Origin of the sequence: Gluconobacter kondonii (assembly GCF_002723995.1) — a bacterium.
GTDB lineage: Bacteria > Pseudomonadota > Alphaproteobacteria > Acetobacterales > Acetobacteraceae > Gluconobacter > Gluconobacter kondonii.
Window position 1 is genome coordinate 1 of sequence record NZ_BEWP01000031.1, and the last position, 14391, is coordinate 14391.

Consider the following 14391-nt stretch of genomic DNA (forward strand, 5'->3'; position numbering starts at 1 on the left):
GCTTCATAGCATCATGACCTGGTTGGTTTTTCTTCGAGAGATATCCGGCACGATGACCACGTCCGGTGCTTCATTCATCTTTTTGGGACCGCCGTCGCCGGGTATTGCACATCAGTTTCAGGCTTACCAAGTCGATTTTTGTATCAATGAGACCTATGGAGGACAGCCCCGAATTGCGGTGTACGCTTTGCGTAAAACCGGGGCGACGTGACATATGCCCTCTGAAACCTTGTTGAACAGCCTTTCCAGAGGGATATTCTGTGAGCATCAATCTACCGCAAAAGAGCCTCACGGCTTCTGACATCCGCGAGCGGAAAGGGGGCGGTCCTCTCGTGTGTCTGACGGCCTATACGACGCCGACAGCTCGGCTTGTCGATCCGCATTGTGACATCACTCTTGTCGGAGACAGCGTCGGCATGGTTCTTCACGGCCTGCCCTCCACGCTGGGGGTAACTCTGGAAATGATGGTTCTGCATGGGAAGGCTGTGATGCGAGGTCTCTCACGCTCTCTCTGCGTCATCGATTTGCCATTCGGGACTTACGAAGAAAGCTCCGAGCAGGCTTTCCGGAGTGCCTCCCGTCTTCTGGCTGAAACGGGTGCTACCGCAGTCAAACTTGAGGGGGGCGTGCATATGGCTGAAACGATATCCTTCCTGGTCGCGCGAGGCGTCCCGGTCGTCGGGCATATTGGCCTCACGCCGCAGTCGGTCAATGTTCTGAGTGGCTACAAAGTCCAAGGGAAGGGCACGGACGCGCAGCGTGTTCTCGCCGATGCCCAGGCCGTATCGGATGCCGGTGCGTTTGCGGTTGTATTGGAAAAGATACCTCAGGCTCTGGCTCATCGGATTACACAGACAATTACCATTCCCACGATCGGGATCGGAGCCGGCCCCGCATGCGATGGGCAGATTCTGGTCGTGGATGACATGCTTGGCGCATTTGCCGACTTCAAACCAAAATTCGTGAAACGCTATGCTGAGCTTTCACAACAGGCCTCACAGGCGATTGAACAATATGCTGCCGAGGTTAGGGCCGGAGAATTTCCAGAACAGATGCATAGCTTTGGTCCACCAGTCTGAGCGGCGATCGTTGAAAACAGTTTGTTTACCAATGATGACCGTTAATCCATCATTGCGAGCAAAACCTAGGTGTGGCGTGACGTGCCCCCCTTTTTGTATCCACTCAAAAGGAGAGTTCCCGTTTTTTATGGCTTGGGGTTGGTGGGATGACAAGTGTCTCGGGGGCATGCCATCCAATTGGGAATGGGGACGCACCGTGTTGTAGTCTTCCCGCCAGTCAGCCAGAACCTGTCGGGCATGGCTGAGGGAGGTGAACAGCGTTTCGTTGAGGCATTCATCCCTCAGCCGGCCGTTGAAACTTTCGACAAAGCCATTCTGCTGCGGTTTACCGGGGGCGATATAGTGCCATTCAATCTTCATCTCATCCGCCCATTTCAGGATGGCATGGGATGTGAACTCCGTACCGTTGTCGCTGACAATCATGAGGGGTTTGCCATATCATTCTACCAGGGCCGTCAGTTCCCGCGCCACCCGTCCATCTGATAATGACGTGTCGGCAACCAATGCCAGGTTCTTGCGACTGAAATCGTCGATAACAGCTAGAATGCGGAACCGGCGGCCACAGATCAGGGCATCCGAGACAAAATCCAGGCTCCAGCGCTGCCCGGGTTCCTGAGGGATGGTCATGGGAGAACGCGTCCCCAGTGCCCTCTTGCGGCCACCCCGATGGCGGACTTTCAGCCCTTCCTCCTTGTAAAGGCGGAACAGCTTCTTGTGATTGGGGCTAAACCCTTCCCGAGCCAGAAGATAACCCAGGCGGCGATAGCCAAAGCGGCGTCTCTGGCTCGCCAGATCCCGCAGGCGCTGGCGCAGGGCGGCATCATCTGCCCGGGTGGAAACATACCGCGCAACACGCCTGGCAAGACCAACAAGGGCACAGGCGCGACGCTCACTCAGTTCCAGACCCTTTTGAAGGTGTAGGACCGCCTGCCGCTTTGCGACAGGCGTCACCACTTTTTTCCTACAATTTACTTCAACGCCGCATTATCCAGCATCGCATCCGCCAGGAGACGCTTCAGACGACTGTTTTCATCTTCCAATGCCTTCAACCGTTTGGCTTCCGATATTTCAAGGTCACCATAGCGGGTCTTCCATTTGTAAAACGTCGCATCACTGATCCCGTGTCTGCGGCAAAGATCAGAGACCTTGAGCCCAGCCTCCTGTTCCTTCAGCACCCCTATGATCTGCTCTTCCGTAAAACGACTGCGTTTCATTCGTCCGTATCCTTCTCGATCGGACTCTACTTTAAAATGGTGACATTTCCGGGGAGCACGTCACTGCGATGGGAGGCTTCATGTCCCAGAACTCGGTCAATCCAGAGTTCTCGGAAGCTGGCATTTTGATTGCGCAGCTTTGTGGAGACTGTGTGCCGAAAGCTATGAAACGTAATCTCAGCTGGAAGGTCGAGCTTTGTTTTGAGTTTTGAGAACGCCTGTCCAAATGCAGCGCCCCTGACGCCTTCACTTGATGTAGGGAGATCCGAGAAGAGGAAATGCTGCCCCGGCTTGAGAAAACTCATGATACCCGCTTTGATAAGCTGGGAGTGAATGGGAACCAAGCGCGTTCCTGCCGTCGACTTCGGAGCCCAACTATCTTCTGGATGTGGGCGAACGTGGAAGCAAGCTACGCCTTGAACGTTTTCAATGTCCTGACAGCGAAGATTGCAAATCTCGCCTAGCCGTAAGCCCGTATAGAGAGCGACGTTGACCATCCCCGCGTATGTTCGACGGGAAATGCCGCGATGCTCCCATTGCGCTTGCGTCAGCAATGACAGCTCTTCATCCGTCCAGCAGCGTCGTTCTGTCTTCTTGGTCGTGTTGAAAGACCACTGCATCCATGGATTTTTGGGAACAATCTCGCGTTGCACGAGTACGGACCAGAGAGACGACAAGCGGGAGAAATGGTTCTTCACGGTCTTGCCGCTGACGGTCTCAAGCCCTTGTTCTTTGGCTGCTTCAACGGCCTTTCGAATGGGCAGGCGGCTCTTGGATTTTCCGTGCGTTGCGGGAAGGCCGAGGAGCAAGTCGTGGAAGTCGCCTGCGGTCGTCCCTGTCACCTGACTGACGGGGAGGTCGCCGAACGCTTCGATGAACAGGTCGAGCGTTGTTTTAGTGCCTTTGATGGTATCAGCGCTCTTGCTTTCGTCATTCAGGACAAAGCGTTGAGCCATCGCGCTGATAGTCTGGGTTTGGGTGTTCTTGCGTCGAGCCTGAGTTGGAGGCGATAAAATTTGTACAGCAGCCTCTTCCGGCCCTTCCAAAACAGGGAGGGAAGAGGCTGCTGTTACAGCTCCACTGGAAACTTTGATATCGACGACCAGTTTGCGAAGCCCCGCAATCTCATCACGCAGCATAGCCTCGCGGGTCTTCGCGACAGCCGTATCCACCGCCTGTGTCTGCTTCAAGCCGTTGAGGAAAGCATCGGTCTGTTCGAAATGTCCTGCGATGATGTCCAGAAAATTCTCGACCTGCTGCATGTACGCTGCCATCTGGAGCGCCTGTTGGGCTATTTCGACCTTATGTTTGGTCTCTTCTTCTTGCAGCCGAACATTGTGATAATTTTCCCAGTCTTTCACGAACTGTTCGTAGAAGGTGATGATATCGGCGGCCGTGAGAGCTTTTTGTGCTGGCTCTGTCGTCATGCGCCGAATCTCCTCAAAGCATTGTCCCGTTTTGGCGTAGAGCAGGGCTGCTTTTTGCCGTGCCAGCAACTTACTGGACGTTTTCAGGGGATGCGAGATCTCGCCTCGACCCAACCAAACCCGGAGGTCCTGAGGGACAGAACGCCTGAAATAATACTGTGAGCCCACGATTCGTAGCACGCGTCTAACTCTCCCAGAATGGGAAAGACTGTGGGATAAACGCCCATTTTAACGCCGAAGGCCGTTTTTCTCTGTATTTTCAAGAGGTTAATGGTGCGAGCTGCGGGACTCGAACCCTCACGCTCTGCAAAGTACCAAAAAGACAACCCTCTGAAAACGAACGACAATTTCAGCCGTTACCGTCCTTCAAGGTTGGTAATCCCGTACAACCTGCGGGCAACCCGGTGGAGCAGTCAAGAGGATTACCTCAAAGAGAGCCGTCATACGTAATGTAAAGCATTACTTGACATTACGGGGTGTAAAGTTATACTTTCCACCTATGGAGATAGAGAGTATCGCGCATAAAGGCCTCCGGCGTTTCTTTGAAACAGGAAATGCCAAAGGTCTGGTCGGCGATATCAACCGTTTACGGAAGATGTTGGCTTTTATTGACGCTGCTGGTTCGTTGGAAGAGCTGTCTGTGCCGCCGAATTACGGACTGCACCCTTTAACGGGGGACAGAGCTGGAACCTGGTCCATGACAGTTACGAAAAACTGGCGGTTGACGTTCAGAGTTCGTGAAGACGGTGCTCTTCTGGATATGACATTGGAGGATTATCATGGCTCTTAAGATGCATTCTTCTCTGGCTGTGCATGTCGGGGACTGGATTCGGACAGAACTGCTTGAGCCGCACAATATCCGGGTCAACGACGTGGCTGAGCATTTCGCTGTTTCGCGTCAGGCTATCAGTGCATTGCTGAATGGTCGGGCTAGTCTTTCGGCGGATATGGCCATTCGTTTTGAGAAAGCCTTTGGTGTCCGGGCTGAGACATTGATGCGGATGCAGAGTACGTTTGACCTTGCGCAGGCTCGTGAACATGAAGGGGATTTGAAGGTCCGTCTGTTCTTTACACCTGCGCAGCACGCGGTCGGTTATCAGGTCGCGTAAGGGCATATTTACAGAAGAGAATTCAAAGAGAGCCAGCAGTGCTCAATGGCTACCCATTGAGCAGCAGGCAAGGGGAAATGCTTCCCCCGTTGACCCCCTTGTCCATTTGAAAATCCGTTCCCTTTTGGGAAGGGGGGGATTATCCGATTTGTAGCGCATACGCTCGGAAGTGGATGCCTCCGCCAATGTTGGCACAGTTCAGATTGAACCGCCCCGGGATTGGCGGAGACTGGTTTTCTTAAGTTATGCTGCCATGGGGACGTGGTCCATAGCGGCATAAAACTGTTGCTCGGCCTCGGCCGGCGTGATGTTTCCGATGGGTTCGAGGATGCGTCGGTTATTGAACCAGTCCCCCCATTCGAGAGTGGCGTATTTGTCAGGCTCGTAGAGCGTCTTTTTTGGCAATGCTGTCAATTAGCAGGTAGGGCCCTGTCTTTTTGATTTGGATGGTCAGCAGGGCAACGCTGTTGGGATGGCGTTTACCGAGTGGCAGCAAGCCATTGCCTGAGGTCCAGCGCGTGTCTTCCCATTCCAGAGTGTTCCAGCCACTCAGTTCCGTATCGGTCAGATGAGCTGTGATGGTATGGTTTTTGCCCGCTTCGAACATCGTGATCTCACCGGCAGCAACACCGAAATAGCGGCGGTCATCGACAAATGGGCCAATAACATCATTGGGCCGGCTGGCATGAGAGGCGATCCGGACAGACTGCACTCCTGTTGGGATCATGAAAATAACGCGCCCATTATACTCACGTGCAGAGCGGATAGACATACCTGTGTCTGTGACGAGATGGAGGTCGGCATCCTCGGTCAGTTCTGGAGCTGCATCTTTCTGTGCAATCCCAGCAGAAATTGCACGGGTCTCGATCAAACGGGACAGGGGTTCGACGAATTCACGCGAAACACCGAGCGGAACTGCCGCGTTATCCCACGTCAGATTGCGGCTACCGCTTATTGAGACAACGTTTCCTTTCTGGGAGAAGGCGCGACGGTTTCCGGTATCGAGATAGCTCTCGGTAAGCATCCCGTCCGCCATAATGACCGAATGGTCTTCGGTCTCGATGTGATAGTAATCGTAAGACATGATGGACTTATCGAAAAAGATCGATCGACCGTTTACGAGCATTCGGGCCGGGACGAACTTTCCATCAAAGAACAAGCAGTGTTCTGCTGTAATCAGCATGTCCTTGAAGGGAACACCGTCCGCTATGGCGTTTTTGAGGATACGGACTGGATAGCCTGCCTCGTCATCAGGAAGACGCGTTCTAACGACAGCACGCGATTGGCCCACCCACGTCACCTGCCTGATGGTGCCCTCTGTTACGTTGTCATCAAAGGCAACAATATGATCGCCGATTTGGATCTCTTCTACGGGAATATCGCCTCTGGCCGTGCGTATACGGCTGCCCCTGCAAAAGCAGGCCTCTCCAGATACGCTCAGAATGGCAGTGTTGCTTCCGTAAGTCTTGCCAAAACTCTGAGACCCGCCACTTCCGGCGACAACTGTATCTGAAAGATTCGGAAGGGCAAAATTCGTAGTACCATTACCGCCGTAAGTTGTGCTTAAGAGAGAAAAAAGCGCCTGATTTTGAGCAATGGGCAGCAGTGCGCCATTCGCCAATACCCACCCCTGAGGAATTGAGGTCGCTGATCCTGCATAGGCACGGATTTCGCCCATGACGGGACCATTATCGCTACCTGCATTAGGATAAGCACCGCTGACACAGATAATGTAATTCAGTGCAAGCCCGGGAGCACGATTGTCAAAGGATGTGCCGTTGCCTCCATCGGACACGGAGACGTTCGCATTACTCAGTGAGACTGTCTGCTTTCCCGCAACAGCCCCAAGTTTTAACGTGCTGGATGTCCCGATAATGCTGCGCCCAGTCAGATTAGGTAGCGCAAATGTTGTCCGTCCATCTCCGCCATAAGTGGTGCCAATGACCGCATATAACTGGGGATATTCGGCGATAGGCAGTAATTGCCCGGCCGCCACAAGAAACTGACCACTAGAGATCGAGAATGTTGACCCTGCAAAAGCGTCAACCTCTCCCACAAATCCCGGCGACGACGAATCACTCGTCACGCGAATGAGATAATTAACGTTCAAAGAAGGTTGAGCGTTATCCACTGACTGACTGACGCCACCCAATGCTGGCGGCAACTGGTCTTCGGTCAGCGTGGTCTGGCTTTCACCAGTCACCTGTCCCAAATACGCGCTGCTTTGGCTTCCTACTTCTACTTTTCCTGTCAGATCCGGAAGATTGAAACTTTTATAGCCGTCTCCACCATACATCGAGCCAAGAGAGGCATAGAGCTGCTCGTTGCCCGAAACGGAAAGAAGCTGCCCCTGACTCTTTAAGGTAACTGACGTTAAAACATTGTCAAAAGCAAAGGTTCGGATCATTGATATCGGCATATCCGAGGAGCTTTCGGCAGATACAAAGCTACCGCTGACGACAATCGCCTGCGTCAACGTTATAGTCTGCTGATTATTGTCAAATTCCCCAGTAGTCATGCAGATGCGCGCCTTTGATACTTTTGGTTATCATATCTTGTATGAAAAAAAATCATATTCATAAATACACCTTGTAAAATGGACTATTTTCAAAATACAGACTTCTAGTCTCACTCTCAGCATCATAAAAAACAAGCCACAACATGAATCTTACCAAAAATGCGACAAAGGGATTTTCTTCATCCGGCACTCCGGTTTTGAGGACAGCGTTGGCGATTGTGACGAGACGCCGTGCGATAGCGACGATCACCAGTTTGTTTATTCGGCCGGCTTGAAGGATGGGGCGTACGCAACAGGCCATAACTGCGGATGCGATGAAGCTCTGCGGCAAGGCACGTAGTGTGAGACGGAGAATAATCTGGGAATAAGCAGCGAGATGCTATGTCCGCTTTCGGAATCCAGGGTGTCATGTCCTATGTTTCTATAGAGGGCGGAAGCGGCCATCAAAGATGGGCTGATTTTTTCTCTTGTTTTCCGGGGTCAACGGGGGAGGTTCCTCCCCCTTGCCAGCTGCTCGATGCACCCCTTTGGGTAGCCATTGAGCACTGCTGGCTCCCGCCTAATTCCAGCCTTTTTTGAAAATGCCGTCGGGATAGGAAATGGCTTCAACGGTTTGTTTGAGATTGGCCGTTGTGATGCCGCTGAGATAGGTCGAGGTCCCTTGGCTTTTATGGGTGGCTTCATGTCCCAGAAGCCTATCAATCCAGATTTCCCGAATATCAGCCGAAGCATTCCGCAGTTGTGTGGAGACGCTGTGCCGGAACGAATGGAACGTAATTTCAGCAGGAAGTCCAAGATGGGTTTTCATCGTGGAGAAGGAGCGTCCGAAGGCTGTCCCTCGAACGCCGTCCTTCGACATGTTGAGGCCGGGAATGAGATAGGGGCCGTCCACTGTCTCTTTCAGCTTGAGAAACCCCGCTTCAATGAGTTTGGAATGTACGGGGACAGTCCGTGTTCCGGCGTCTGTCTTGGGTGACCATCCATCTTTTGTATGAGGCTGGATGACAAAGCAGGGAATGCCGTCAATCGTTTGAAGGTCTTCTGTTCTCAGATGACAGATTTCCCCCAGCCTCAGGCCGGAATACGCCCCTATCATCGTGATGATGCGGAATGTGCTTTCAGGGACAGAACTGCGAGGCCAGTCTCCTGTCATGAGGGTTTGCAATTCCTGAGTGGTCCAGCTTCTACGAATGGTCTTGGACCCAGTCTCAAAGCTCCATCCGGTCCATGGGTTCTTTTTGACCAGTTCGCGTTGCAATAACTGGTTCCACAAGGCTGAGAGCCGCATCATGTGGTTCTTCACGCTCTTGCTGCTCAGGGTGGGGCGTCCGTCCTTTTTGGCACGGTCTGCTTCCTCTGTGAGTGTGAGACTGCTTTTCCGCTTTCCTAAAGACACAGGCAGGGAGAAGAGCAGGTCCCGGAAGGCTCCGGCCTTTTCCCCACCAATGATGGAGACCGGCGCATCACCGAAGGCTTGCAGAAACAGCTCTACGGCCCGCTGCGTGGCTTTGCGGGTATCGGCGCTGGTATGTGGGTTTTTGAGAACAAAACGCGTCAAAGCCTGAGACAGCAGTAAAGGCTGGGGTTTGCTCTGCATCTTTGGAGCCTTCCGCATGTTCTGCGGCCGTGGTCTCGGTCTTGAGACGGGCAAAGGAACCGCTTCAATGCCTGCCGCACTGTCGACCAGGCGATGTAGGTCATTCAGTGCGTCCCGCACGTGCGGGATAGCTGGTCGCTCCTGTCCCTCAGCCAGAGCCCGAAAGGTCTCGTCAAAGAGTTCGGTCGTTCTCGCATGAAACAAAGAGGCCCGTTTGCGGGCTTCGCTCTGATAGCCGGTTTTTAAAGAAACCCAGATTTCCCGCTGGTTCAGCACAGAGCGAAGGGCAGGGGGGACGATTCGGCGAAAGTGATAGGTGGTGCCGCGAATACGGAGCATGAGACGTCCTTCAGTGGGGAAGGACGGTGGAGCAAAGGATACCTTTGCCCCATTCAGGCCAAAAAACCGTTCATTTTCGGGAAGTCTGTGGTGCGAGCTGCGGGACTCGAACCCGCACGTCCTTGCGGACTCGAGATTTTAAGTCTCGTGCGTCTACCATTCCGCCAAGCTCGCACAGCTCTCATGCTGCGCGCAGGAGAGCGGTACCGTTTTCTCTCAACCAGCGTTCCGCTGCAAGACGTCCAGTGCGCCCTTCGGGAATAAAATTGTCCACCAGAGCCCAGAAGTCGAGGCCATGGTTGAAGTGTTTCAGGTGTGCCAGCTCGTGGATGATAACATAATTCTGTATTGGAACTGGCGCCATCAGCAAGCGCCAGCTGAGCATGATCCGGCCCTGTTTCGTGCAGCTTCCCCAGCGCGTTCGGACCTCGCGCAGGTCGATGCGTGTGGGATACAGATTCATTTTTTCGGAATGTGTTTGAAGTGTCTGGGTCAGGCGTTCCTTTGCGAGAATCTGAAGAAAATCGCGAACGCGGCGGGTCGTGTGGGAAGCATCTCCGCTTACGTGGAGCCCGTCTGCATCAAGCCAGCATCCGCGTCTGGCTGTGGGGTTATGAAGAATGGGGATGTGCTCCCCGTCGATCATGACGTGAGAACCGTCTGTCAGTGCGGGCTTTTCCGGCAATGCCGCAAGGGCTCTTGCGATCCATTCTGTCTGTTGATGAACGAAAGCCAGTGCCCGGTCTTTGGTGACGGTCTGGGGAACCGTAACGATGACTTCGCCGCGGACAGGTTCGATCCGCAGGGTGATGCGTCTGGCCCGTGTCGAACGCTTCCAGATCAGTGGAACGGTCGGGGGGAGCATGGATGTCAGCCCTTGCGCTTCAGGACCTGACACAGAGGCGAGCGGTCCGGCCATTCGCCGGGCCAGTCTTCCAGATGGTCTTCCAGAAGGCCTGCGCGACGTTCGCTGATGCAGCGGTCTTGGACGGAAGCGCCCGAACTGTGGACGCCTTTGTCGTTCCCCGTGCGGAGCGGGTGCCAGTCGGGAAGATCAAAGCCGTCGCGCAGCAGACGGTAGGAACAACTGGGCGGAAGCCAGTCGATTTCGGCCAGAAGGGCAGGGGTTAGGGTCACGCAGTCGGGGACCTTGCGGTGGCGGTCGGCGTAGTCGGTGCAACGGCAGGTATGGGTGTCGAGAAGGCGGCAGGCAACGTCTGTGTAAATCACCTCTTCCGTATCTTCGTCGCGCAGCTTGTTGAGGCAGCACCGACCGCAGCCGTCGCAGAGGGATTCCCACTGCTCGGAGGACATCTGATCCAGAGGAACGGTTTGCCAGAAAGGCGCGGAGGGAGACGTCATGGATGGTCCAACAGGGCACAGGTGACACAGAAAGCGGTCGCCAGAAGAAGGGAAAGAACAACGGACGGCAACAAAAGCGGAAACCAGATCAGGCGCAGGCGTGTCGGCAGATCTGCTCCCAGACCGACCGCAGCGCGGGTCGTACCGGGAGGAAGAGTCAAAAGGGTTGCCCCGATGGGAAAGGCGACTGCGGGTGCGATGAGCAGCCCTTCCAGCCATCCCGGAGCAGAATGCAGGCTGGCCATCGCAAGAGCCAGTCCCGGTCCGGGCAGAAGCAGGATCAGTCCCAGACGACGTAGAACGGAAGCTGGCAGAACCCGCATGAGCAGTGCGATCAGCGCACAGGCTCCCAGAAGTCCCGTCAGGATCGAGGGAAGATTAAGGCGAAGAGCAAGGGCCATCAGGGCGTCCGGGGAGCGAAATGTGCTGCGAACTGCTGTTCGAGCGCGTCGCCATGCAGGGACCAGAACGTGTCGCTGACCATCAGGAACGTGGGAGCCGCTTCTGGAGGAACGGGCGTGGGCATGTCCTCCAGATGAGGCGCGTGCATTCGGAGTTGCTCAAGGGTCCGGTGGGCGCTTTCGGCGGAAACATTTATGGGAATGACCCAGAAAAGGGGCGAGCGGAGGACATTCTGTGTCCCGGCAACGAACAGTGATGTCGCCGGGCCGGACGGAGCGCGCGCACTCACGCTGGTGACTTCAGTGGCGGGTGCGCTCAGCATAAGGGCACCGCTCTGTTCCATGATGCGGGCGGCATCGGCCGGTGTTTCCCACCACACGATATAGGGGCGCAGCAGGTCCAGTCTGCGGAACGCACGCTCCACGCCAGTTGGTGTCGAAAGTGTTGCATAGATATTTTGAGGCGCAACGCCGTCAGCCAGCAGGGCGATTTCCAGTGTCGTCCGGGCACCGAAATGCAATCCTCTCCGTCCCGGATGGCGGGCCACATCCCAGAAATCCTGCCAGCTTGGGGCTGTCGTCAGTCGTGAGCGATCCCAAGTGAGGGCGATGTCGCTCACGCCTCCGGGAATGCCGCAGGTGGAAGTGTTATCTATCGGATGAACCCATTTGCCCTCACAGGCTTGAGCCAGTTGCGTCCCGGTAACGAGAACGGCCATCCATGCGGCCTTTGTCGCCTGTATCGCAGTCTGGAGAGTGTTGGTCTTACCGTCCCATTCCACCAGGGGCAGAGTGGCGTCTGCGGAAGTCAGGGCATGCGCTGCGATCGTCCCTTGCGGAACGCCGAAGCCGGGTTCTGGGTGATGAACGGGTTTGCGAACGTGGCGAACGCGTCTGTGTCCATGGGCGGAGGCCGGTGCGGGCACGAAAACGGATGTGATGTCGCGCCCGACAGACGTCAGAAACGTGCCGATACCACCGCTCTGATGGGAGGAGGCGGCCTGCACTGCCGAGGGCAGCGATGGCAGAATCAGCAACGCGCACAAAGATGCCCGAAGCGGAAGGCTCCTGCGGGAGATCCGACCAGATGTCCAAAAGACATGTCGCAAAGAGAAGGCAGGCCGGGTCAGAACGAGAGGATCCTCAGAAAAATTCAGGTGTCCGAAAAGGGCTGTCCGACTGCGCACGGACAGAACGGGTGCAGTTTAATACATCCCGGCACCCAGCGGAAAGGCTGTCGCATGAGCAGCAGGCCATGCAAGCTGTACGGGAGTGCCAAAGGCAGGGATTTTCTGGGCCTGAAGCGGGGGACGGCGCAGCTCGATTTCCGTTCCTTCCGCACAGCGGACGCGCATGCGGATATGGTCGCCGAGATGGGTGCTGTCGGTCAGCACGCCTCGCACGGGGGTGTCTCCGTCGTCGTCCATGCCAAGGCTCTGGGGACCGAAAAAGGGCGATATCCGGTCCGGGCGAACGCAGACAAGACATTCCTGCCCCTCGCTCAGATCTTCGGAAACCATGGCGTCCACGATCCCGCCGCAGGCCAGATGAACGCGGGCCACATCATCGCCAATGTCCAGCACCTGTCCTGTCAGCGTGTTTGTCTCGCCGAAAAGGGTCGCGACTTCAACGCAGGCGGGACGGTCATAGAGGCGGGCCGCGTCGGCGCACTGTAAAAGCACATTATTCTGAAAAACCGCGATCGCACCGCCGGAGCGCAGGGCATCCTCGCGCCGTGAGACGGCATGGATGACGCTGAGGTTTAGGGCGCGGGAGAGGGTGCCCAGCAGGATCGGGATGCGGCGTGCGGCATGTGGATCGAGCGTGTGAAGCGGGTCATCCAGAAGCAGAACGTCAGGCGACGCGATCAGGGCGCGCGCCAGTTTGACGCGCAGGGACTGCTCCGCGTCCAGTTCTGTCGGGCGCCGGTCTGCAATACCATCTAGTCCCAAGAGGGAGATCATCCGTCCGGCGGCGGCTTGGGCGTCCTGTCTGCCTTTTCCGTTCGCGCGCAGGCCCAAGGCGATGTTGTTTCGCAGGTCCAGATGCGGAAACAGCGGGTCTCGCGGGCTGACGATCCGCATGCGTCGTTTTGCGGGAGGGCGAGACGTCATATCTTCGCCACTGACCGCGATGGTGCCGCCCAGATGGGGCAGGAATCCTGCCAATACGTCCAGAAGGCGTGACAGGGCTGCGGGCTGGGTGCCGAAAAGGGTCAAGGTCGCACCCGGCTGGAGCGACAGATCAATGGGCGGTGCGTCAATGGCAGCGCGTAGGCCGACAATATCCAGCACGGGCTGCACGACGGCTTTGGGGCGGAAGCTCCTCTGCTTGGGAGCCATGCGGGGAGCGCCTGACAGGCCTGACATGCAACCTCTGGGAGAATGGACCGTTATGAGCGAAACAAAATCAGGCCAGAGCGGATCTGACTTGATACTGAAGAAGGGGTTTGAACATGAGCCGTAAAAGCGTCAAGGATAACATTGAAGTTGCAGCCGAAACCACGCAGGCTCAGATCGACGGTCTGCGGACGCAGTTGCAGGAACTCCTGAACAACCGCATCAATCCTGCCCTGCTCGACGCAGCGGACCGTACGGATCATGCCGTTGCAAATGCCCGCAAAATCACGGATCATGAAATTGAAAATGTTTCGACGCGTGTGCGGGCGCGTCCGATCGCAGCCGTCCTGATTTCGGCCGTTGTCGGTTTCCTTGCCGGCCGTTTCTCCAAGTAACAGCCCGGTTCTTTCCAGGCAGGAGACGGACGGCATCTCGTCCGGCTCCGTCCTGAAGAAGAGGCAAACGATTTCCCATGAAGCCCATTGAACTCGGACAGGACGTCCTTGCTGCCCAGGGACAGATCCTTTCCCGCTCTGCCATGCGAATCGGCCGCAGAGTCGCTTACGGTGTTGTCGCAGCAGTCTTTCTGATGTTCGCGGCGATCTCGTTTCACGGGTTCCTGTGGGCATTCTTTATTGACGTGGTCGGACTGGGGTATGTGGCCTCCGCGCTCTGCGTCATGGGTGTTGACCTTCTGTTCGTCCTGATCTTCGGACTTCTCGCGGCCCGCTCCATTCCGGACCCTGTCGCAATCGAGGCGCGCATCCGTCGTGATCGCAAACTGGCACAGCTCAAACAGTCCGTTGCCATGGCGGCCCTGACCGGCGTTGTTTTCGGTCCCGCCGGGCGTTTCACGTTCAGGCGTATATTGGATCTGGTGCGCAATATCCTCGGTCTTCGGAAATAAGACATTTTGTGGCTGATATTGGCCAGAGCCATATAGTCAGCCCCAGCGTAATGGCGTAAGTACGTCGCCAGAACACAACCCCCTCATTATTTGAGGGGG

Annotated in this window: 14 protein-coding genes, 1 tRNA gene and 3 pseudogenes; 6 read left to right on the forward strand and 12 right to left on the reverse strand. The window is 55.7% G+C overall.

Annotated elements, in window-relative coordinates:
- Together GKO01_RS16195 and panB are read left to right on the forward strand one after the other, a co-directional pair.
- Positions 1 to 211 (forward strand): hypothetical protein (locus GKO01_RS16195; protein ID WP_218017455.1); only part of this gene is annotated, 211 nt, incomplete at its 5' end.
- Positions 212 to 266: 55 nt separating this feature from the next.
- A complete protein-coding gene (gene panB, locus GKO01_RS14890; RefSeq protein ID WP_456303735.1) occupies positions 267 to 1079 on the forward strand; it encodes a 3-methyl-2-oxobutanoate hydroxymethyltransferase in 813 nt (270 codons plus the stop codon).
- Between the two features lie 144 nt (positions 1080 to 1223).
- On the opposite strand, the pseudogene GKO01_RS14895 reads toward panB, so the two are convergent.
- The 3 genes and pseudogenes from GKO01_RS14895 to GKO01_RS16595 all read right to left on the reverse strand — a co-directional run.
- Positions 1224 to 2293, reverse strand: a pseudogene (locus GKO01_RS14895) (IS3 family transposase); the annotation flags it as partial.
- Between the two features lie 26 nt (positions 2294 to 2319).
- Complete coding sequence (locus GKO01_RS14900) at positions 2320 to 3720, reverse strand: tyrosine-type recombinase/integrase (RefSeq protein ID WP_244901507.1); 1401 nt, start codon at positions 3718 to 3720, stop codon at positions 2320 to 2322.
- A 12-nt stretch (positions 3721 to 3732) separates the two neighbouring features.
- A pseudogene (locus GKO01_RS16595) lies at positions 3733 to 3900 on the reverse strand (DUF6538 domain-containing protein); the annotation flags it as partial.
- 319 nt (positions 3901 to 4219) lie between these two features.
- Between GKO01_RS16595 and GKO01_RS14905 the strand changes: the two are divergent.
- Both GKO01_RS14905 and GKO01_RS14910 read left to right on the forward strand, forming a co-directional pair.
- Positions 4220 to 4510 carry a type II toxin-antitoxin system RelE/ParE family toxin gene (locus GKO01_RS14905; protein WP_099287704.1) on the forward strand — a complete coding sequence of 97 codons (291 nt, stop codon included), beginning with the start codon at positions 4220 to 4222 and terminating at the stop codon, positions 4508 to 4510.
- Positions 4500 to 4829, forward strand: a complete 330-nt coding sequence (locus GKO01_RS14910; protein WP_174694308.1) for a HigA family addiction module antitoxin — start codon at positions 4500 to 4502, stop codon at positions 4827 to 4829. The genes GKO01_RS14905 and GKO01_RS14910 overlap by 11 nt, the downstream gene beginning before the upstream one ends.
- 243 nt (positions 4830 to 5072) lie before the next feature.
- Here GKO01_RS14910 and GKO01_RS14915 read toward each other — a convergent pair.
- From GKO01_RS14915 to GKO01_RS14960, 9 genes and pseudogenes are all read right to left on the reverse strand, one after another.
- Positions 5073 to 5204: pseudogene (locus GKO01_RS14915) on the reverse strand (IS3 family transposase); the annotation flags it as partial.
- A 1-nt stretch (position 5205) separates the two neighbouring features.
- Positions 5206 to 7305 carry a tail fiber protein gene (locus GKO01_RS14920; RefSeq protein WP_167383511.1) on the reverse strand — a complete coding sequence of 700 codons (2100 nt, stop codon included), beginning with the start codon at positions 7303 to 7305 and terminating at the stop codon, positions 5206 to 5208.
- A 601-nt stretch (positions 7306 to 7906) separates the two neighbouring features.
- Positions 7907 to 9283 (reverse strand): DUF6538 domain-containing protein, encoded by a 1377-nt coding sequence (locus GKO01_RS14930; RefSeq protein ID WP_099287707.1) that lies wholly within the window; start codon positions 9281 to 9283, stop codon positions 7907 to 7909.
- Positions 9284 to 9371: 88 nt separating this feature from the next.
- Positions 9372 to 9457 (reverse strand) — tRNA-Leu (locus tag GKO01_RS14935).
- A 7-nt stretch (positions 9458 to 9464) separates the two neighbouring features.
- The gene (locus GKO01_RS14940; RefSeq protein WP_099287708.1) at positions 9465 to 10148 is read right to left on the reverse strand and encodes a M48 family metallopeptidase; all 684 of its coding nucleotides are present in this window, start codon (positions 10146 to 10148) and stop codon (positions 9465 to 9467) included.
- A gap of 5 nt (positions 10149 to 10153) precedes the next feature.
- On the reverse strand, positions 10154 to 10645 hold the full coding sequence (locus GKO01_RS14945; RefSeq protein ID WP_099287709.1) for a YcgN family cysteine cluster protein: 492 nt from the start codon (positions 10643 to 10645) through the stop codon (positions 10154 to 10156).
- Positions 10642 to 11046 (reverse strand): hypothetical protein, encoded by a 405-nt coding sequence (locus GKO01_RS14950; RefSeq protein ID WP_244901508.1) that lies wholly within the window; start codon positions 11044 to 11046, stop codon positions 10642 to 10644. The genes GKO01_RS14945 and GKO01_RS14950 overlap by 4 nt, the downstream gene beginning before the upstream one ends.
- Positions 11046 to 12083: an extracellular solute-binding protein gene (locus tag GKO01_RS14955; RefSeq protein ID WP_244901509.1), complete on the reverse strand. Its 1038-nt coding sequence runs from the start codon at positions 12081 to 12083 to the stop codon at positions 11046 to 11048. Before GKO01_RS14955 ends, GKO01_RS14950 begins: the two co-directional genes overlap by 1 nt.
- Positions 12084 to 12251: 168 nt before the next feature.
- Positions 12252 to 13415, reverse strand: coding sequence for an ABC transporter ATP-binding protein (locus tag GKO01_RS14960; RefSeq protein WP_099287711.1), 1164 nt, complete (start codon positions 13413 to 13415; stop codon positions 12252 to 12254).
- 86 nt (positions 13416 to 13501) lie between these two features.
- Here GKO01_RS14960 and GKO01_RS14965 point away from each other — a divergent pair, with 86 nt between their 5' ends.
- Entirely contained in the window at positions 13502 to 13780 is a 279-nt protein-coding gene (locus GKO01_RS14965) for a hypothetical protein (protein ID WP_099287712.1), read from the forward strand.
- A 77-nt stretch (positions 13781 to 13857) separates the two neighbouring features.
- Positions 13858 to 14292, forward strand: a complete 435-nt coding sequence (locus GKO01_RS14970) for a hypothetical protein (protein ID WP_099287713.1) — start codon at positions 13858 to 13860, stop codon at positions 14290 to 14292.
- The last annotated feature ends 99 nt before the right edge of the window (positions 14293 to 14391 follow it).